16 protein-coding genes are annotated in these 20,078 nt (G+C 47.6%); 6 read left to right on the top strand and 10 right to left on the bottom strand.

What is annotated here, in order from left to right:
• Positions 1 to 499 precede the first annotated feature (499 nt).
• Both ACJJIV_RS16640 and ACJJIV_RS16635 read left to right on the top strand, forming a co-directional pair.
• Positions 500 to 1,996, top strand: a complete 1,497-nt coding sequence (locus tag ACJJIV_RS16640) for a hypothetical protein (RefSeq protein ID WP_444889669.1) — start codon at positions 500 to 502, stop codon at positions 1,994 to 1,996.
• Between the two features lie 874 nt (positions 1,997 to 2,870).
• Positions 2,871 to 3,257, top strand: coding sequence for a DUF2750 domain-containing protein (locus ACJJIV_RS16635; protein ID WP_252082877.1), 387 nt, complete (start codon positions 2,871 to 2,873; stop codon positions 3,255 to 3,257).
• A gap of 158 nt (positions 3,258 to 3,415) precedes the next feature.
• On the opposite strand, the gene ACJJIV_RS16630 is transcribed toward ACJJIV_RS16635, so the two are convergent.
• The 4 genes from ACJJIV_RS16630 to ACJJIV_RS16615 form a co-directional block, all read right to left on the bottom strand.
• The gene (locus ACJJIV_RS16630; RefSeq protein WP_444889668.1) at positions 3,416 to 3,946 is read right to left on the bottom strand and encodes a redoxin domain-containing protein; all 531 of its coding nucleotides are present in this window, start codon (positions 3,944 to 3,946) and stop codon (positions 3,416 to 3,418) included.
• Between the two features lie 542 nt (positions 3,947 to 4,488).
• Complete coding sequence (locus ACJJIV_RS16625) at positions 4,489 to 5,706, bottom strand: hypothetical protein (protein ID WP_252082881.1); 1,218 nt, start codon at positions 5,704 to 5,706, stop codon at positions 4,489 to 4,491.
• Positions 5,707 to 6,582: 876 nt separating this feature from the next.
• Positions 6,583 to 6,768, bottom strand: coding sequence for a hypothetical protein (locus ACJJIV_RS16620; RefSeq protein ID WP_444889667.1), 186 nt, complete (start codon positions 6,766 to 6,768; stop codon positions 6,583 to 6,585).
• 252 nt (positions 6,769 to 7,020) lie between these two features.
• Positions 7,021 to 7,443 (bottom strand): hypothetical protein, encoded by a 423-nt coding sequence (locus ACJJIV_RS16615; RefSeq protein ID WP_444889666.1) that lies wholly within the window; start codon positions 7,441 to 7,443, stop codon positions 7,021 to 7,023.
• Between the two features lie 578 nt (positions 7,444 to 8,021).
• Here ACJJIV_RS16615 and ACJJIV_RS16610 point away from each other — a divergent pair.
• Positions 8,022 to 8,792 carry an SIMPL domain-containing protein gene (locus tag ACJJIV_RS16610; RefSeq protein ID WP_444889665.1) on the top strand — a complete coding sequence of 257 codons (771 nt, stop codon included), beginning with the start codon at positions 8,022 to 8,024 and terminating at the stop codon, positions 8,790 to 8,792.
• Between the two features lie 93 nt (positions 8,793 to 8,885).
• On the opposite strand, the gene ACJJIV_RS16605 is transcribed toward ACJJIV_RS16610, so the two are convergent.
• From ACJJIV_RS16605 to ACJJIV_RS16595, 3 genes are all read right to left on the bottom strand, one after another.
• Complete coding sequence (locus ACJJIV_RS16605) at positions 8,886 to 9,554, bottom strand: DNA-3-methyladenine glycosylase I (protein WP_444889664.1); 669 nt, start codon at positions 9,552 to 9,554, stop codon at positions 8,886 to 8,888.
• A gap of 238 nt (positions 9,555 to 9,792) precedes the next feature.
• A complete protein-coding gene (locus tag ACJJIV_RS16600) occupies positions 9,793 to 10,068 on the bottom strand; it encodes a hypothetical protein (protein WP_444884094.1) in 276 nt (91 codons plus the stop codon).
• Between the two features lie 149 nt (positions 10,069 to 10,217).
• Positions 10,218 to 11,597, bottom strand: a complete 1,380-nt coding sequence (locus ACJJIV_RS16595) for an SLC13 family permease (RefSeq protein WP_444884093.1) — start codon at positions 11,595 to 11,597, stop codon at positions 10,218 to 10,220.
• 400 nt (positions 11,598 to 11,997) lie between these two features.
• Here ACJJIV_RS16595 and ACJJIV_RS16590 point away from each other — a divergent pair, with 400 nt between their 5' ends.
• From ACJJIV_RS16590 to ACJJIV_RS16580, 3 genes are all read left to right on the top strand, one after another.
• On the top strand, positions 11,998 to 12,669 hold the full coding sequence (locus tag ACJJIV_RS16590) for an outer membrane beta-barrel protein (protein WP_444884092.1): 672 nt from the start codon (positions 11,998 to 12,000) through the stop codon (positions 12,667 to 12,669).
• A gap of 209 nt (positions 12,670 to 12,878) precedes the next feature.
• Positions 12,879 to 13,478 (top strand): SLATT domain-containing protein, encoded by a 600-nt coding sequence (locus ACJJIV_RS16585; RefSeq protein WP_444884091.1) that lies wholly within the window; start codon positions 12,879 to 12,881, stop codon positions 13,476 to 13,478.
• A 24-nt stretch (positions 13,479 to 13,502) separates the two neighbouring features.
• A complete protein-coding gene (locus ACJJIV_RS16580) occupies positions 13,503 to 14,021 on the top strand; it encodes a TrmH family RNA methyltransferase (RefSeq protein ID WP_444884090.1) in 519 nt (172 codons plus the stop codon).
• Positions 14,022 to 14,101: 80 nt separating this feature from the next.
• On the opposite strand, the gene ACJJIV_RS16575 is transcribed toward ACJJIV_RS16580, so the two are convergent.
• The 3 genes from ACJJIV_RS16575 to purL form a co-directional block, all read right to left on the bottom strand.
• The gene (locus ACJJIV_RS16575; RefSeq protein ID WP_444884089.1) at positions 14,102 to 14,983 is read right to left on the bottom strand and encodes an aldo/keto reductase; all 882 of its coding nucleotides are present in this window, start codon (positions 14,981 to 14,983) and stop codon (positions 14,102 to 14,104) included.
• A gap of 300 nt (positions 14,984 to 15,283) precedes the next feature.
• On the bottom strand, positions 15,284 to 15,607 hold the full coding sequence (locus tag ACJJIV_RS16570) for a TfoX/Sxy family protein (RefSeq protein ID WP_252082900.1): 324 nt from the start codon (positions 15,605 to 15,607) through the stop codon (positions 15,284 to 15,286).
• Positions 15,608 to 16,071: 464 nt separating this feature from the next.
• The gene (gene purL, locus ACJJIV_RS16565; RefSeq protein ID WP_444889663.1) at positions 16,072 to 19,938 is read right to left on the bottom strand and encodes a phosphoribosylformylglycinamidine synthase; all 3,867 of its coding nucleotides are present in this window, start codon (positions 19,936 to 19,938) and stop codon (positions 16,072 to 16,074) included.
• Between the last annotated feature and the right edge of the window lie 140 nt (positions 19,939 to 20,078).

Genomic DNA, 20,078 nt, shown 5'->3' with positions numbered 1-20,078 from the left:
AACAGCTATCGAAGATCTGCATTTTTAATTTACCAAATACACAAGATATCGAGCGACTCAACAGCCTTAGACAGAAGTCCAATATCGTTGAGTACGAAATCGGCTAAATTCGCTTTCGTTTTAGTGGTCAAGCCTCAGGAAGCGCTCTTCATAAAGCTAGTTGAACTGAGGGAGTAGCAATGACTTGTACGACTCTATCTTGCTGGAAGCCAGCGTACTCATAGAGGAGGCTAGCTTTCGACAAAATCTCATAGTTTCGTGCAAATAAAATGGCGACGAAACGGTGCGGTTAATCCTGCCATGTCATCGCATGAAAAATGTCGTGTAAAGCAAACATAAATCTAAATTTCTATGCTATAGGTTCTCACGCTGTAAGTGAGCCCAATTCACTTGATGTCCTCCCAGATAACAAAATGACACGAGTAAAATTCACACGCAAACGCTCTGCCCAGGGGCCCTAGGCTACTGGCTGAGACGCAGCATCACTTGGAGACTCCCCATGAAGAACAATGAAGTGACACCCGAACGCACGGAAGAGGTTGAGCCAACTACCTTACCTGGCGACACGACTGCACTCACGCCGGTACCCATGACTGTTGTCGAGGTCACTAATTGGCGATACCAGCGCTTAAGCTGCTTCTGGGGAGGGCCGAAGGGGCTCGATTACGGTCTATTGCGTGGGCATCAGGATATTCAAGTCGCGAATGCCTACCCGGATCAAAATTCCACCTATTTCGTCGGTCAGTTCAAATTGCCAAAAGGCGCTTACCTGAAGCTGCGGGGACATTACGGTCACCTGCGTTATTTCTCACTCACCATCGCAAACAATTTGCCGGGCGGAGTACAGGGGAACGGTAGTTACCTGCGTGACGACCAAATCGTGCCCGATGAGGGCTCAATCAACCCTTTTATGTCGCCCAATAGACGCGATGTACCGACAGAACGCCGACGCTACACCGTATATATCCGCTCGGGGCAGGCTCCTCGCAAGCCGCGCCCCAATACACTTTATACCGGTACCAACTCTGAGCGAGCCGGCATCCATCTCGCGTTTCGTAACTATATGCCCGACAACGGCTATGATGGCACAGGCAACGTGCGCATGCCGCCACTTGAGGAGGGTGGATTGCCAGTTGAGCTGGGGCTACCAACAGTCACGCTGCACCTTCCGGAGACCCCGATCCAGGGCGAAGAGGGTTTGTATAACAGCGACGATGTGGTGCTAACAGGCGAGAGAATGTGCCGTGCATTATTGGCTTCTAAGGAGGGGCAGAAGCAAGAATTCCCGACTAAAGAGTGGCTTCAATTGATTGAGGACTCCTGGGACCGAGTGAATGCACCTGCTATGCCCGCTCCCATGTTCCAGCGATTCTGGAATATGGATTACAGTGTCAAAGGTGCCTTCATCCCCGATCCGATCAAGCGGGTTATCCGTTGCCCTGCAAGCAATGACGGAGCATGGCTGAACAACCCCGACACTGTATACATGGTTGGCCTGTTCTCGCTAGCTTTTGGCGAGGTCGTGGTGATCGAAGGTAAGATGCCGACTTTTCCTAAAACCAAGCATGGTCAGGTGAACTGGCCCGAAGAGCAAACCCAGGTACGCTACTGGTCTCTTACCACTGGGGGCACAGCGCCGTCGGGTCTGGGCTGGTCGACAATCTTCGATGAAGAGATACCACTGGTTGAGGATCGTAAGTTCACTATCGTCATGAGCCGGGCGATTGATCGGCCCAAAAATGCAGACCGTGAGCACGGCGTCAAATGGATAGAGTTCGGAGCCGGTGAGGGGCACTATATCGGCGCTCGCAGCTGGGTCAACTGCGTCTACATACGCTACCAAGCATCACTGAGCAACTACGACTGGCCGAACTCCCCCCTCAATATTCCGGTACCTACTGAGGAAAATCCCGCGCCTATGGACAGCCTGGTCATGGGGCCCTACTACCCTACTGCGAAGTATATGTCGAAGAAAGAATTTGAGCGGCTTGCTTAAAGGAACTGCAATTCCTCGATAGTAATTCAACTTTGCCAAACTCCAGCAAGCGTAACTGGCCCGCCATGTCATAATGAAACCAGGAGGAGTAGCCACATAACATGGCCAAACGATCGCCGGTAGGCGCGATCTTTTCGGTAACCGCTTTCGCGGTTACCCGGCCATCACAAGAACTTTGCCGAGGAAATACTCGGCACTGGTCTCGATGCTCTGATGGCTGCCCCGAATTTCAGAGTTACGGGCTAAAGCCCTTTTCGATACCTTTCTTGATCACAGCTTTGTGACAAGAGCAGTAACAGTGGAAACTGAAGCTTTATCGACTCATGACTTAAATTGCACAATGATAAACTGCCCCTAGCTTGTATAAACAAGCTCCAATATTAACAGAGCTTCTCTAATAGCAACTAGAGACTCTAGGTCAAAAATAGGCTAAGCCAACAGATAATGTACCTATCTAATTTAAACGTCGTTAGATAGAGTAAATCTGAGCGTTATCTGCTTTAAAAATCAACCCGTAACTAGTTGATTTTATTGAAGTTTTCTAATGTATAATATGGTAGAGTTCGCAACAGGTTTCGGGCTAATGAATTATCACAAAAAGAAAAGTTGTCTCTCATAGAGAGAAGTACTGAAAACAAGCCTTCAAACCGATTTTTATTGAGAGTACTTCGATTTACTCTCCAAACCATTCATAGACCTATGTTCTATAGAATCTCTCCCGCTCCTATCTACTACCGGGCAACACATCAAACCATCTGGACAGTATCTTGTATTCGCGCATAATGCCACGCATTGACTGTGTTACTGTTACACACTTATTCGAGCAGGCCTGTAAATATCAGCCTGCTACCAATCAGCCATTGCGAATTTATATATGAGTACTCCCAATCTAAATGAAGTAATTAACCAGAGTTGTGAAGACCGATACGAATATTTCCTGAGTGCAATCGGTGAAGAGCGGGAAATTTGGATATTAGTCGATAACCAAAACTGCTTCCTCAAAATACATACTGATGAGGACGGAGGTTTTGAATATTTACCCGTATGGCCTACGTCAGAATTTGCTAGCGCTTATGCTAAAGATGAAACCGAACTCACGCCTAAAAGTATTCCCCTCCCACAGTTTCTGAAGAAATGGCTCCCCGGATTAAGAAAAGATAATATTGAAGTTGGTGTATTCCCCGCACCAGATAAAAGCGTGTGGATTACTGGCACTGAGGAACTGGAACACGACCTACGTGAAGAGTTGAATAATTTCTAATGTCACTGGCCTCAAACTTGGTTCTATGGCAAACCTCTAACACTATAAAAAGAATTGATAAATAGCTACAAAGTTAACCGTTAACTCGCAATAAAAATCTCACATCCCAATGGGGTTTTTATTGCGTTTTTAGGAGGCTAACCCTCAGATGAGTAGCTTTAGTAGGTTCCCCGAATTGGATAGTTATTCTCCGGATTTCGAATAAACTCGATCCCCATCAACAAGGTCTGCAAGTCTGGTCTGGCGAAGGGTGCATTAGAAATATCAACGATTTGCAGCTTACCAGCCTCATTAATCACAAAAATCCCGGGTTCGGCAAAAGGCTTATCAGTTTCCTCTGGAGACCTGGGATTGGAGATATAGACACCCAGTTGCTGCATCTGAGGGATGGATAAATTGTAACCTATCGGAAAATCTGGTTTGACCTCCCTCATTTGTTCAGACGCTTTCTCGGCGCTATCCGCTGACACAGCTGTCACATAAACGCCCTCTTCATGATATCTCGGCAGCAGCACATTCAATTCCCGTAAATACTTGGTACAGAGCGGACAGTGCTTACCTCGATAAACCACTACCATTTGCCAGGGGAAACTCCCTTCCATTTTACCCAGCTGAATTTTTCCACCACCCAGCTTGGCCACTTCAATAGCAGGGATTTCAACACCCGCTGCCAACTTAAGATTACCCATAAAGCCGCTCCATAAGACTACTGCCAAAGACACTCTATCAAGACTAGCCTTTTAGAACACGGCTGACTTGAGAAGCCAATTGTAAGGAGGACTACATCGCCCACTCTCCAATGATAGAAGCTATAGTTATGACTAATCGGACAAAAAATCAAATATTAAATACAGGTGAATATATGAAGTAACTCTTATCAGTTTTATTCTATTTGATACTCTTTAAAGGATATATTTGCACTGAGCGAGACTATCTGGAGAGATTACTGACTGGCACTGCCAGATATATATTTCCCAGGAATGAGTTCTTCGAACTATTCCGGTAAGCCCTATACAATAAACAATATAGATAGTTAACGTTTTGGAATACGCACCATTTCCAAGGAAAAGATGACCGAATGGCACTGGTAAGTAACAGCGGTGGATACCACCCACCTTGAACTTTCCCTAAAAAAAGCCCGCTATAAATAAGCGGGCTTTATCCTGTGAGGAAGCAGGAAGCGAATAAGCCCCCTAATGTGCCAAAAAAGGCATAAAAGTAAATCTAAAAATTACTGAGTACAGGCAGCAATACGACCAGCGCTGTTCTTACCAATACCGCAGTTCAGACCATTAGGAATGCCGGTATAATCTGGGGACATAATGCCACCATTACGCTGTGCATCGTGGTCAGTATAGAGGCTTGCCAGGTTATATGAACGCGCTGTGCCCTTGTGATCGTTGTCACAGGAGAAGATAGCGCTGCCATAGGCAATGCCCAGGAAGGTTTTGTATTCCTTCAGGTCTGAATAGAGATTACGCTTGGCAGAACCGGAGCAGTTCATCTGGGATGCGAGATTAATATAACCATCGTCCTCACCAGCAAGCAATATAGAGCTTGCGGTTGCAACACCAGGGAAACCAGCATAACCACCAATGGTATATACGGGCGATGCCAAGTTAGTGCCCACATAGTTGCGCACGGAGTACACATCATTAGTTTGCAGATAACGTACCGCTGAGCATTCACGACCGATAAATAGGTCGTTAACCACGCTTTCGATCCAGCTACCATTACACAGACGATCGACGAACTCGGTGCCTGTAATAGCCCCTCCAGTGGTAAAGATCGCAGCAATACCATTCATAGCTTTGTCGAAGTCGACCTCTACAGCATAGCGATCATCTAAACCGGCAACATTTCTGGTTTTGGTTTCCGTTTTACATCTCTTCCAAAACCAGCGACCAGTACAAACCTTATTGCTCTCAGTAATAGTATTACTATCAAACTGATTATAAGCACGATTGTAATAAGGAGACCCAGGCACTGCGTTACCAGATAAGTACATCATTTGTGCAGCGCCCTGGCTATGGGCAATCACCCAAAAAGTATCATCGGCTTTACATTGATTCTCATGTTGATAGCCATCTCCCTTACCGCTGCGAATATCGATAATCTGTCTGGCAATTTCGCCAGCTGTGCCATCATGCCAGTAAGGCATTTCACCTTCATCGGTGGAGTTATAACCTACAACTCCATAGTTGCCGCCATTGATTCGCAGCTGCTCAATAAAATTACTGCCGTTATATTTATCAAAGAAAGCTTCACTCCAATAATCTAGGGCTGGTTGCTCTAACTTACCCTGGGAGTTGGTGCGCTGTTTTATATGCCCTTCGGTACCATGTCCGTGAACTAGGATATAGCAGTTATCTGCCGCAGCAGATACGGAAGCAAATAGGCCAGCCAGTGCAAGTGAGAGACTCGCACCTAGTCGTTTACAAAGAGTCATTGTTGTTTCCTTATATTTATTTCCCGGCTCTAGATCACACTTCCCAAAAAATTATTTTTATTGGCCGGAGTCATTTTTGGACAGGGAAAGTTATCCGGGGATGCTCAACGGATATAGGACTTAGGGCGCCAAACGAGAACCGGGGGCGACAGGCTTGCGGACCAATCAGTCACATATTTGACTACCAGCTGCTAATCGAATTAACTCAAATCAAAATCGCCTTGATCGGTACTGATCCATGAGCCCAATGCAAAGAATATTGAAGTTACTATCCTCCTCTATTAACCCCCCTCCCTCTATCAAGAAAAAAACTTGCCAAGCCTATTGAGGCTCACCCTCCACCAGGCCCATTTAGTAAAGATTACGAGATATCATCAAGTCATTCACAATCTTAGAGTTCTCAAAAAAACACTATAGATATTAGGGCAACTATGCATTCCCCTGAGGAAGATATTCAAGACCGGGTAAAGGTATGGGGTGTTAGGCAAATGCTCTATATAGATATAAACCCAGACTATGAGATGAATTACATCGCTGACATCTGTGCAAAATCGAAGTATTCGATTCCATAGCTGGAGTCTATTTTGTTCCAGGAGATACTATACGCCTACCGCTTTAACTTAATGATACCTACAGCTCCAGAATGGAAAGGATTGGAGCTTCACGGGCTAATACAGTAGATATTCAGCAGGCACCGCTTTGGCAAAGGAAGACAGTCCTATTTAGAAAATATACCTTGCAACTTGGTTACCTATTAAACAAAACATTAAATTTTGCTGAGTTTAAGCAGAAGCATGAAACTTATTCCACCATTTATAGAAAATGGCCCAGCAACAATACTGGGCACAAACTTACTATCCTTTTTGACGGAGGGGCTTAATTGGTACTCTTGGAATGATAAATTATCGCCTGCCACACATTCTGCTGGCCACCACCATAATTTTCAATTTTCGGGTTCTTAATGTAGCTCCAAGCTACCTTACCATCACCTAAATACATCGGTTCATCTAGCCCCCCCCAACCATGGTTAGGAAGTTGAACTGGGCCCTCAAGAATATTCAAATCCGAATCGATCTCCAAAACATAATACGCTTTTGAGACCAATAACCGCAGAGAGCTAGGGCTATTAATTCGATCAAATTTCAGATTATCCGAAATACATTAAAATTTAGCATAACCAAGTAAATAGCGGTCATTTCTTAAGTCAACCAACTGAGGATCACTAATTTGGTAATCACTATCCTCCACTAACCATTCAAAGCCCTCACCATCAATGCTGCCACTGCCATTAACCTAGGTAATTCCCACACGACTTTAAGAAGAGGAATCCAGCCCGTTACCGGAATAAAGAGCCTGGCACTCTATAATGGGATAATCATCATTATCATATTCACTCTTATGGGCCATATAAGAGAGAAAACAATTAACCTCCCAATTTGAACTACATTCCTCATCAAAAGCATCTACATCATTAAGATCAGCACCAACCTCATCACGAAGGTAGCGCTCCATATCTGAATATTCTATGTATTTAGGAGAAACAATAATTGATAGGTTGATCTCCTCACCTAGAGGTACCACCGTGTGGCCTCCTCCATTGGATACTATCGATGAAGTAGAGGATAAAAAATGATTAAAATAGCCTTCGAATGAATCACTCCACACCATTTTATCGCAATTGTACCCAACTGACCACGTGACCATTGCCGCAGCCCCAGCCACGGTTATCTGAGCCACTCATTTTCAAAAATCAATAATTTCTATTAATGATAATTAAGGCCGCAGAATAGTGAGAGCCAGGACCAATAAATTTTTTAAAAAATGAATTCCCATGATTTTTCTTCACCCCGTAAGTCGCTACAAATATAGTTATTATTTGGTTTGAGATACACGTAAGCCAACGCGACCTTATTAGCTATGCAATCGACCTTCCGTGATACACTCACCACAAAAACCGTGACATAGATCAAACCGCAAAAGACAAAAGGTCTTGATAAAGCAACATGAGAGCAAAAATACAATGCAAAGTATTGAACATTGATGCAAACAGCCATCAAAAGAGAATTTATTAAAAATCAGAGATACAATTCAATAAAAGTGAAGACAAACAAATAATCAAGGTATTTCTTATTAATGTTCAGTAAGCAATTTATATACTTTGATTTAAATAGAAAGCTGCTAGGTTATACAGCTTTTAACAAAAATAATCATTCTTCAAGCTATTAGGGCCTGGCAACAATATACATCTTTGAAATTAATCGATATTCCACCGCATAAGTAGTACACCTACAAAAACCTAACAAGGATATAGTGAAATGAAACTACCACTACTAATTATCAGCTTACTCTTATCTAGTGCTTGCCTGGCAGCTCCAGAAATTAGAGGTACACCCCAGGACCTACGCGGACTCCTCCACCCGGCGGAGAATATTGTTACCATCCGTGGCAGCGCGGAAGAAACCGCGTACTCCGATAAGGCCATTGTCAGTTTGATTGTCACAACGGAAGAAGAGCTACTATCAAATGCAATTGACGCCAATCACAGGCTCCGTTCCAAATTGCATCAGAGCCTGACAGAGGCTGGAATCAAGGGAGCAAATATTAAAAGCTCAAAATTTTCCTCCTCACCCCAATATGGCTGGATGGGCAAGAAGCCCAAGAGCTATAAGGTTGTTAACCGCGTAACTATTTCAATCAACGAGGAAAGCCAACTCCACAGTATTGCGCAGCTCACAGATCAAAACGAAGACGTTGAAATAGCAAACACCATATTTGAGCATTCAGAAAAGAATCTGTTTAACAAGAAAGTTAAATCCAGGGCTCTGCAAGATATTCTGGAACAGAAAGCGGATTATGAAAAAGCGCTTGGTGTCCAGCTGACACCGATAGGCATTCGCGGTGATAACATACACTACCGAGCTACTGAAGGCGCCATGGCTATAGAAGAGGTTGTTGTTACCGCTTCCCGTGACTCCAGCAGCAACTTTGAGAGCAATTTTTTTGATTCTGGCCAGGATAAATCATTTGATGAGGTTATTTATGAGGCGGAGCTCTCTGTAGACTTTCGTGTTCGTCCTCAGCCATAGTTAAACCAGTTCTAGTGTTATTACAATTCTGATGATCTGAGCCCACTCTTTACACTGCTTAAGCAGTGGGCTCCATCTACCAGGCTTAACCAACTACCCAACAGATAAGGATAATATCTGGCTGATCTCATTTAAGCTGCGGTTCGACTGCGCCTGCCAAGTTTCAATAGCCGCTTGTAGTGCGACCCAGTCTTTTTTTGAAGAGGGAGATTTATCTACTACCCCCTCTCTCACTAGAGCACGGATAGTATCGCTGGCAAAGACCAGTGTATCCACCCCCATACGACGCAAAAAAACCTGGGCGGTTTTGCCTCCCAGTCGGTCTCCACCTTTGCGTAAACTCTGGAGATTCTCTACATAGTTTTTCGTATTCCAGCTAGCAAAATACTCCCCCAGACTCCCATTCTCATTGGATAAATGCCAGAAGAAGTCTGCATTCCGGGAGATTGAGCGAGTTTTGGTCCAATGCTTTATCATGCCCTCCTGGCGCATTAAGTCATCCAGCGCTTCCTCAGAGAGATATCGGCAAAAGGACAAATCAAAGCCATAAAAAATATGCTCTATCCCCGGCCATTTTTTCTCCACGACTTTCCAACTAAACCCCGCCTGAAATACAGCCCGAGAAGCCGCAGACAACCATTGGCTGTTGGGTATTGCTGAGATTTCTTTAGCGGGTTTAGGCTTTGTGAGTCTGGCCGTAAGGCCTTTCTTTCCGCCGAAACGGTCAATGACGGGGGCTTCAATATCGAGAAAATTTCGCATTTATGCTTAATATCCTTTAATAGCTAAAGCATGTCGTACGAGTGATGAAGTTAGCGGTGAGCACATTTGACAGGACCACAGTGTGTCCAGGCTAGGAGTCAGCCTATCATAGCCTCTTCTCCCACCTTCTTTAGAAGGTCGTTAATCAGTAAGGGAGCTCTTACAATTGGCTTGATCACCGCAGGGATGTAAAGTTGCCTCCATACATCAGCGCATAACAATCTACGAATCAATAATCTCAGGTGAGCTCATCAATCATACGCATAGCATCCTGAGCACCATAGGATTGCCTTCTGGTAGGTTCAGCTTCAGATGACGCTTGGGCCTGGCTCTGTGAATGGCCAGAAGGCTTGGCAACATTCACCACTCGCGCCATCGCTTGGTAGGGGTAACCCGCATTAAACGCCAAGCCACCAATCGGCTTCCAGCCCTCATTCAGCAGCTGGGTAACTTCCTCTTCCAAACTGGAAAAGCCAGACTTCCCGACGGCAATTTTATACTCAGCTTTCTTCACATCTACCTCCTGTACCGCATGTTTTTCCGATTACACCATTCACACTCTGTAACCGGTACATAACCTTATTAGGCTCAAAGGGGCGGAGTTTAAAACACTTACCACCCACTCTAAAGTAATGGATACCAGCCCTAGAGAAACCTGTGAACTCAACCCGGTAAAATCAACCAGCTCATCCCCGCAATAATCAACGATGCGGTCACACTGAGTACCGCCCCCTCGCGAACCATATCCTGTATACGCACTTTACCAGTCCCGTAAGCAATGGCATTCGGGGCTGTGGCAACAGGCAACATGAAGGCACAGCTGGCACTCATAGCCGCGGGGATCATCAATACCATAGGTTCAAAGCCCGCAGAGGTCGCCGCCACAGCGAGAATGGGCATGAGTAGAGTCGCAGTGGCTGTATTACTGGTGATCTCTGTAAGAAAGGTAACTCCCAAACATAGAATCACCAACATCAGCCATAGTGGCATAGCAGTAAGAAAGGACAATCCATTACCGAGCATGTCGCTCAAGCCAGATGTTGAAAATCCTTTGGCCAGGGCTATACCACCTGCAAACAATAACAACATGCCCCAGGGAATGGTTTCCGCTGTCTGCCAGTCCAGCAAGCGCCCCCCTTTGCCATTGGGTACCAGGAACATTGCCACCACTGCAGCGAGAGCTACGGTACTGTCTCCCGCCGCTCCTATCCCCAGCCAATCGCTCCAGCCACCAAACGGTGCATTGCGGGTTACCCAGAAGAAAATAGCGATGGCGAACACTAGCAGAGTGCGTTTCTCCTCAGCCCGCCACTCACCGACTTGGGGCGGCTCAATTTCATTCTTCAAGTGAACATTGCGGGTAAGCCAGAGGGCCATTATCGGTAAAGTTACCAGGGCAACCGGTACCCCGATCTTCATCCAGCCAAGAAAGCTAAACTCCCTACCGGTGACCTCTTCATATATTCCCATGAAAATGACATTGGGCGGTGTCCCCAGAGGCGTCCCCACGCCTCCAAGGCTTGCTCCATAGGCAATCCCCAGAACCAGGGCAACAGTGAGGCGCTGATTATCAATACGGGAGAGAATTGCCAGGGCAATGGGTAACATCATCAGGGTTGTGGCGGTATTGGAAATCCACATGCTGAGGAAACCAGCGGCCAGCATAAAACCGAGCACCAAGCGCCTACCGCTAGATACCCCAAAGATACGCAACATATATAGAGCCAACCGTTCGTGGGCACCACTCTTTTCAAGGGCTTTCGACAGAATAAAAGCGCCCATCAAAAGCAGAATTACATGGCTACCGAGGGATGCCGCAACAGTCTTATGATCCGTCACCCCAAATAGGGGTAAAAGCACAAATGGCACCAGAGAAGTGGCGGGAATAGGAAGCGCCTCTGTTACCCACCAAGTCACTGTTAGCAGGGTGATCGCTGCCGTCACTGCGGGAAGATACTGCATCCCCAGTAGAGTCAAAGAAATGTAAAACGCTACAGCCAGTAACGGCCCCAAGACGATAAATTGTTGCCGCGCAATCGACATACCAGCTCCCAATTCCCCCCTAGCCAGAAGGGTTAACTTTCTTATTGATTTATTCCCCAGGTGAATTTGGTGAGCAGTGCTACCCCTCTCATCTGGAGCTGCACAAAATACAAGAAATCGAGCGGCTTTCGCAGCCTTGACCTGAAGAAAATACTCCGAGAAGGGGGCATATTTAAATAAGCAGACCTAGTAGTCATGAGGGAAGGGCTCAACCGCCGTCACCAAAAGACAACCCCAGTGTCATAGCAATGAGAATTTCCGCTTCAATCCAGTAATGAAGGACCCTTTCTGCTTAACGCTTAATTTGTACAGATGTACAATGCGCGCCAATCATGACTTTACGATCTTTGCCGCTTGCTAACACCCAAGCGCCTGTCGACTGACTGAATTGAGGTACCCCTTGAATCATATCGCTCTCACCGCCCTAATCGCATTAGTTAGTAGCGGCGTTTACGCAGAGGAGAAGCCTTTTTACCTAAAAGCCTCACTGGGTAATATGCAGTTTGATAGCGAAGACTCCACTGCGATAAGAGAGGACCTCCACTCAACCGGCTACGCATTGACTGTTGGCTATCAGGTAAATAACTATATTGCCTTCGAAGGCGGTATAGCGAATCTCGGCAATATCCACAGAGACTATGAACAGAGCGCTCACGGCCTCGAGTGGCACAATGAAGATGAAGTATTAATAGAAAACTACGATTTCAGAAGTCTGCAGGAATCCAAATACAATTCTTATAGCTTAGGATTAACCCTTTCGACGCAAATTCAACAAAACTTAAATGCCGGAGTTCGCTTTGGTGTACACCAATGGAATGAAAATAACAGCGGCCAGACTGAAGACTCCGGCAACCTCAGCGTATACAGCCTAGATCGCGAGCTCTTGTATGCAGAGTCCTACGATAGGTCTTATAGCTGGAGTAATGAGAAGGACAGCGGCAGCAACCCATACTACGGTGCTGAAGTTAAGTGGAAGAACGGTGACTGGGGCATCAACCTGGAACACACCATCTACGAGATTAAAAAAGAGAAGGCCAACCTGTCTTCTGTCGGCGTAACGTATAGCTTCTAGGCAATTCACTACCAGCTCCTATTTGAAGCCCTCAAATTGAGGCCTTGTAAGGCGGGTGCTCACTAACCGCCAGCACAAGGCCCACTAAACCCTCAGTGTGTAAATTAAACACATCAATCCCAATCTTCCCTGCTCCACCCTGTACATCTCATTTTTATCCGGCAAACTATCGCCCTCCAAAAATAACACTAAAGGGGCAGAAGGGATTCATGAGCACGATACCGAATACCGTGGCAGTACTGGACAAACTGCGCTGGAATGCCCATCTGTGTAAGCACAGCCACTTCCGCGCCTCTATGAAGGGGCGCAATCTGCATGTGCTCTGCGGAGTCCCCATAGTGGTGGTCAACTTATTCCTTGGCTCTCTGTTCTTTTCCCTAATCAATGCGGAACTTCCTGACTGGACCAAGTGGAGTGGCGCCGCTTTAGCCTTGCTGGCTGCTTTACTGGGGGGAGTACAGACTTTCTTCAACTTCAAGAAAAACTATGAGGGACACCGCCAGGTGGGTAATGAATACCTAGCCATTGCCAGAGAATGTGAACGGTTAATTGCCCTCTACTTTGATCGCATTCTCGACCTGGAGCACCTCTCCAATAAAATTTCCGAACTCAATACCCGCTACAGTGAAATTAATCAACGGGCCGAAGAATTTATTGTCTCCGACAAGGTTTATCGCCAAGCGATGCAGATACAAAGCCAAAAGGCCAGCAAGGAGCCTTCTTTAGTGGAGCGCATGAGGAATACTTCTTTCGAAGAAGCTAAAATAGGCTCACAGGTAGAGAGTTCCCAAGAACCTCTCAGCAGTTAGTAGCCATTTTCAGCAGCGGTAACTATGCAGAAAGAGCACAGCGATCATTCACCCAGCAAACACAACTTTCCCCTTTGCTATTTGGCCACTGATATTCGCACACCCAGCAATATCGGTGGACTCTTTCGCATTGCCGATGCCCTGGGCGTAGAGAAAATTTACCTGGCTGGAGATAGTCTGCTACCACCAAACTCCAAGATCCGTAAGGTATCCCGCTCAACTGAGCAGCATATTCCCTATCAACACGAGGAAGATGCCCTAAAAGCCGCCTTAGCACTACGGGAAGAGGGATACAGGATAATCTGTTTAGAGATCACATCCAGAAGCGTTGAACTGGGTCAAGCCCCTGTCGTTGAGGGAGATAAGGTCTGCTTGGTTTTAGGGGCTGAAAAAGATGGAATTGCCTCCGAAATACTGGAAATAGCCGATGCGACGGTGCACATCCCTATGCATGGGGTTAATTCCTCAATGAATGTCACTTCGGCCTGTGCTATCGCAAGTTATGAGCTATTAAGAAAGATGACTCCCTCGCGGTCCGCTTAAAGCAAAAAACTTCTTTACAGTGTTATAGACACAACCGCAGGATAGATAAATTATCTCCTTCCGTTATTTAAGCTCTGCCCTCAATCCGGTACTTTTAAAGTTATATTTTTCTTGTGTACATAATCCGGATCACCGCCAAGCCGCTTGTTACAATTCAAGTTGTTAATCGACTGGATATCGGAGTTACTCAGATTAAAATCGCTTAGTAAGAAATTAGTTCCTATATGCTCTATAGATTCTGATTTAGGTATAACAATACGATGCTGCTGAATATTCCACTTTAAGATGACTTGTGCCGGCGTAGCTGAATGCCTTTCAGCAATTTCAGCGATCACCGGGTCCATTATCGGCTTCTCAGCCAAAGGCACCTCTGCCCAGCCCCCGGTACCCAGTGGGGACCAACAACTAATTGCAATTTTATGAAATTGACAATAGTCAACTAGTGGTTGCTGGGTGAAATATGGATGCAACTCTATTTGGTTAATAACCGGGCGAACTTCGGCAAAAGATGCTATTTGCTCAATATCTGATTTGCGGAAATTTGATACCCCTAAAGCTCGAACTTTTTTCTGTTGGTATAGCCCCTCCATCGCCTCCCAGGTTTCCCGTGTATAAGCGGGAACGGGCCACTGGATTAAATAAAGATCCAGGTACTCCAGTTTCAAACGCTCCAAGCTTCGTGCAAAAGCATCGTGAGTCTTCTTTCCTCCCTGCTCGGTATCCCAGACCTTACTGGTAATAAACAGTTCACTCCTGGGGATACCCGACTCCTTGATAGCTCGGCCCAAGGCGCGTTCATTGCCATATAAAGATGCCGTATCGAAATGCCTATAGCCAATTGCCATGGCCTTTAGGATTACCTCGGTGACAAAACCATCATCTTGCTGCCAACTACCTATCGCAGCCATCCCCATTCCGATTTGGGGAATCTCCACGCCATTATTTAATTCGATAAAATACATACTCGATCCCTTGCCAAATGCTGCAGTCTCTACCCACAACAAACAGCCACCCTTGTTCTAATTACGCCCGGCGCTGAATATAGGTGATACAAGTTGTTAGCGACGAAGTTTTCAAATAAACAGACATTTAATTAAAAAGAAAAAAAGAAATACACCACTCTCGATTGCATAAACGATCTCAATGTCATTTGTCGAAATATTTCGAGAATAGTGCACTCTTTTTTGCGAATCGATATAAAAATCCAAGTGCAAAAGCCAGAAAATCTTGACTACCACTGCATCTCAATTCTTTACTTTATGTTATTTGGGAGGGAGAGACCCCGCGAATTCCACCCCCCGATTTACCCACTCATCGAGGTCCTGCTCCACTGCATCTTCCTCCACATAGACCATCCCCTTTAGAGGGCGACCGGTATAATCCATAGGGCGAGTATAACGCTCAGCCAAAGCATCCTGATAATTATCCGGCCCCACCCGCACCATCAACTCTTCACCAACCACACCACAAGCCATATTGCCATTTAACATAAATGCGAGACCACCAAACATCTGTTTTTCAGAGAGCCCCTGACTTCCCTGTAATAAATTGCGCACTTTTTCTGCTAGTGTTTCGTTGTACGCCATGACAATCTCCTTAGTCACTGTTGCTAGGTAGGAAAAAGAATTTTTGGTACTGCTGGGATCTGCGCCAATAAAAACGCGACAAGCGAAAGATCAGTCGAAGGGAGTTTATGAGCAGCGCCCCATGCCGAATTTCTGCATAGAAGCCAATTAAAAAATTGTGAATCGATACAGATAACTGCACCATAGCGAGAAAAGTTATTTCGAATAATCCTTTAAGTGTAGCAGGAAATATCCAAAGCGCTCCAAAAAGTAAATCGTGCCAGATGCAAACACTGACAAAACCATAAAAAATCAATTAACAGTGAAAATACACTCGACACTGAATTCGAAGAATCACTATCGATTTTGAAGGGCGATTTAACAGCTGATACAGGCGGCATATCCTTATGCCACAAAAATCCATTTGCCTGCCTAGAAAATAATTTGCACCCCGACAGAATTGTGGGGTGCAGAAGAGAATCGGCTTAGTCGACAAATACCCGCGCATTGCGGAACAAGCGCATCCAGCCGGAATCTTCTTTCCACTCATCTGGATGCCAGCTGTTGCTGACAGCTCGGGCAACACGCTCGGGGTGCGGCATCATAATAGTCACGCGGCCATCTTCAGAACTTAGGGAGGTAATACCATTGACCGAGCCGTTGGGGTTGGCCGGATAAGTTTGGCTGATTTCCCCTTTGTTATTCAGGTAGCGCATCGCGATAGTGCCGGAAGCTTCACACTTCTCCAGTGCCTGCTGGTCAGCAAACTCCACTCGTCCCTCACCGTGAGCAACGGCAACCGGCATGTAAGTACCCGCCATACCTTTAAACAACACGGAAGGTGAGTCTTCAATGCCTACCAGTGCGAAGCGCGCTTCATACTGCTCAGAGAGGTTGCGCACAAAGCGCGGCCAGTGATCCGCACCAGGAATCAGCTCTTTGATCACTGAGAACATCTGGCAACCGTTACACACCCCCAAGCCGAAGGTATCGTTGCGATTGAAGAAGCCTTCAAACTGATCGCGGGCACGATCGTTAAACAGAATGGTTTTAGCCCACCCCTCACCGGCACCCAGTACGTCGCCGTAAGAGAAGCCACCACAGCCCACCAAACCTTTGAACTCGTCCAAAGCGATACGGCCGGACAGGATGTCACTCATATGTACGTCGACAGCGTTAAAGCCGGCGCGGTGGAAAGAGTGCGCCATTTCCACTTGGCTGTTCACACCCTGCTCTCGCAGTACAGCAACTTTCGGGCGAACACCTTTAGCGATATAGGGCGCACTGATATCTTCGTTGATATCGAAAGTAAGATTTACTGTCAGGCCCGGATCTTCCTGGGCGATTGCGGCAAATTCCTGCTCGGCACACTCAGCGTTATCGCGCAGGGATTGGATACGGAAGCTGGTTTCCGACCAGATCTGCTGCAATTCAGCACGGGAGCGCTTGAAGATTTCAACACCGTTATTGGTGATGCACAGGTGTTCGTTATTATTCAGGTAACCGATCTTGTGGGTAGGTACACCGACAGCGGCAAAGCGCTGTACCAGCATATCCGCTTCACAAGCGGGAACCTGTAATACTGCACCCAACTCTTCACTGAACAGCGCGGCAATCGGGTCTTCACCCAATTCATAGATTTCCACATCCATACCCACGCGGCCGGCAAAGCCCATTTCCGCCAGGGTTGTGAATAGACCGCCGTCGGCGCGGTCGTGGTAGGCCATGATCAGGTCTTCGTTCAGAGCCTGCTGCACCACCTCGAAGAAACTTCTCAGCTTCTTGGCATCATCCAGGTCTGCGGGCTTGTCGCCCAACTCGTTGTAGACCTGTGCCAGACAGGAAGCGCCCAAACGATTTTTGCCAGCACCCAGATCAACCAACAGCAGCTCACTCTCACCTTTATTGGTGCGCAGTTGCGGGGTCACTGTTTTGCGTACATCGGTAACCGGGGTAAAGGCGGAAATTACCAGAGACAGCGGTGCGGTAACCGACTTTTGCTCACCTTCTTCTTCCCAGGCAGTGCGCATAGACATAGAGTCCTTGCCCACCGGGATGGTAATGCCCAATTCAGAACACAGCTCCATACCCACCGCTTCTACGGTGCGATAGAGTTTTTCCTCTTCACCCGGGTGGCCCGCAGCGCACATCCAGTTGGCGGAAAGTTTGATATCGGACAGCTGCTTCACCGGAGTACAGGCGATATTGGTAATTGCCTCACCCACAGCCAGGCGGCCTGAGGCCGGCGCATCCAACAGTGCCACCGGGGTACGCTCACCCATAGACATGGCTTCACCGGCGTAGCTGTCATAGGCAACAGTAGTCACCGCACAATCAGCCACCGGCACCTGCCAGGGACCGACCATTTGATCGCGGGATACCTGGCCGGTTACAGTGCGGTCACCAATGGTAATCAGGAAGCTCTTGCTGGCCACAGTGGGCAGGCGCAGCACGCGCTCAGCCGCTTCGTTCAGGTCGATATCCGCGGTGGAGAAAGCCTTGGCTTCAACCTGGCGAGTCTCTGCTTCGCGGTGCATGCGCGGCGGCTTACCGAACAGTACCGACATCGGCAGATCCACTGGTTTGGAATCAAACTTCTTGTCATTCAGCAACAGGTGCTTGTCTTCGGTAGCCTCACCAACAACAGCGTAAGGCGTACGCTCACGCTCACAGATTTGCTCGAAACGCTCCAGGTCTTCCGGCATAACCGCCAGTACATAGCGCTCCTGGGATTCGTTACACCAGATTTCCAGCGGGCTCATACCCGGCTCATCACAGGGCACATTGCGCAGTTCGAAATTACCGCCGGTACCGCCATCTTTCACCAACTCGGGGAAAGCATTGGACAAACCACCTGCACCCACATCGTGGATAAAGGCAATCGGGTTGTTCTCACCCAGCTGCCAGCACTGGTCGATCACCTCTTGGCAGCGACGCTCGATTTCCGGGTTTTGGCGTTGTACTGAAGCGAAATCCAGATCTTCAGAGCTGGAGCCGCTGGCCATACTGGAGGCTGCACCACCACCAAGACCAATCAACATGGCCGGGCCACCCAGGACTACCAGCTTGGCGCCGGGGGAAAACTCGGGCTTTTCTACATGCTCTTCGCGGATATTGCCGTAACCACCAGCCAACATGATCGGCTTGTGATAGCCGCGACGCTCGCCATCGAAATTCTCTTCAAAGGTACGGAAGTAACCGCAGATATTCGGACGGCCAAATTCGTTATTGAATGCTGCGCCACCGATGGGGCCTTCGATCATAATGTCCAGAGCGGTAACGATACGCTCGGGCTTGCCGTAATTGGACTCCCAGGGCTGTTCCCAACCGGGGATCTGCAAGTTGGAAACGGTAAAGCCGGTCAGGCCCACTTTCGGCTTGGAGCCGCGGCCCACCGCGCCCTCATCACGAATTTCACCACCGGCACCGGTACCAGCGCCGGGGAAAGGAGCAATTGCGGTGGGGTGGTTGTGCGTCTCCACCTTCATCAGCAAATGAATGGCTTCAGTACTGAAACCGTATTCCTTGCTTTCCGGGTCTGGGTAGAAACGTCCAGCCACGTTACCCACCACAACTGCAGCATTATCCGCATAGGCAGACAACACATTGTCGCCGCCTTTTTGGTAGGTATTCTTAATCATGCCAAATAGAGAATGCGGCATTTCTTCGCCGTCGATAGTCCAGGAGGCATTAAAGATTTTATGGCGGCAGTGCTCGGAGTTCGCCTGGGCGAACATCATCAGCTCCACATCGGTGGGGTTGCGATCCAATTCCTGGAAGCTGGTGAGCAGGTAATCAATTTCGTCTTCGGCCAGGGCCAGGCCCAGTGTCACATTGGCAACTTCCAATGCCTCGCGACCACCTTCGAGAATATCCACACCACGCAGTGGGCGGGGCTCTTCTTCAACAAACAGCTGCTCAGCCTGCTCGAGCTCGGTAAAGACCACCTCGACCATACGATCGTGTAGTTGTGAGGCCAGCGCCTGGCGCTCGGCCTCGCTAAGCTCAACTCCACTCAGATAGTAGGCAACACCACGCTCAAGCCGATGAATTTGGGTGAGACCAGCATTGTGGGCAATATCAGTGGCCTTGGAAGACCAGGGAGAAATAGTGCCCGGGCGCGGCACCACTAGGATCAGCTCGCCTTTCGGCTGGTGCTTCTCTTCGCTGGGGCCGTACTGGAGTAGCCGCTCAAGCAGCGCCATCTCCTTGTTATCCAGTGCGTCGCTATCGGCGAAGTGTACGAACTCGGCGTAAAGATCGTCGATGGTCGGTAGCAGCGCGCGCAGTTGGTTGAGTAGTTTTTTATGGCGGAATTTCGACAGTGCGGGAGCACCACGCAGAACTAACATTGCGGGAGATAGCCTCTTGTCTAAATGAGAAAGATTGCGCGAAAGAAGAATCGCACAAGGCCCCGGAAATTTGAGAGGCGCAATTGTACCCGAAGCGCCGCAACTCCAACACACCCGCCCGTCACTTGAGTACACATGAA

The organism is Microbulbifer mixtoriginis (SeqCode), from assembly GCF_052466765.1.
This window is presented reverse-complemented; position numbering and strand designations above follow the sequence as displayed.

Excerpts from the sequence above, each read along its gene's own strand:
- ACJJIV_RS16640 (WP_444889669.1), top strand. The coding sequence starts at position 500 with ATGAAGAACAATGAAGTGACACCCGAACGCACGGAAGAGGTTGAGCCA.
- ACJJIV_RS16635 (WP_252082877.1), top strand. The coding sequence starts at position 2,871 with ATGAGTACTCCCAATCTAAATGAAGTAATTAACCAGAGTTGTGAAGAC.
- ACJJIV_RS16630 (WP_444889668.1), bottom strand. The coding sequence starts at position 3,946 with ATGGGTAATCTTAAGTTGGCAGCGGGTGTTGAAATCCCTGCTATTGAA.
- ACJJIV_RS16625 (WP_252082881.1), bottom strand. The coding sequence starts at position 5,706 with ATGACTCTTTGTAAACGACTAGGTGCGAGTCTCTCACTTGCACTGGCT.
- ACJJIV_RS16610 (WP_444889665.1), top strand. The coding sequence starts at position 8,022 with ATGAAACTACCACTACTAATTATCAGCTTACTCTTATCTAGTGCTTGC.
- ACJJIV_RS16605 (WP_444889664.1), bottom strand. The coding sequence starts at position 9,554 with ATGCGAAATTTTCTCGATATTGAAGCCCCCGTCATTGACCGTTTCGGC.
- ACJJIV_RS16595 (WP_444884093.1), bottom strand. The coding sequence starts at position 11,597 with ATGTCGATTGCGCGGCAACAATTTATCGTCTTGGGGCCGTTACTGGCT.
- ACJJIV_RS16585 (WP_444884091.1), top strand. The coding sequence starts at position 12,879 with ATGAGCACGATACCGAATACCGTGGCAGTACTGGACAAACTGCGCTGG.
- ACJJIV_RS16580 (WP_444884090.1), top strand. The coding sequence starts at position 13,503 with ATGCAGAAAGAGCACAGCGATCATTCACCCAGCAAACACAACTTTCCC.
- ACJJIV_RS16575 (WP_444884089.1), bottom strand. The coding sequence starts at position 14,983 with ATGTATTTTATCGAATTAAATAATGGCGTGGAGATTCCCCAAATCGGA.
- ACJJIV_RS16570 (WP_252082900.1), bottom strand. The coding sequence starts at position 15,607 with ATGGCGTACAACGAAACACTAGCAGAAAAAGTGCGCAATTTATTACAG.
- purL (WP_444889663.1), bottom strand. The coding sequence starts at position 19,938 with ATGTTAGTTCTGCGTGGTGCTCCCGCACTGTCGAAATTCCGCCATAAA.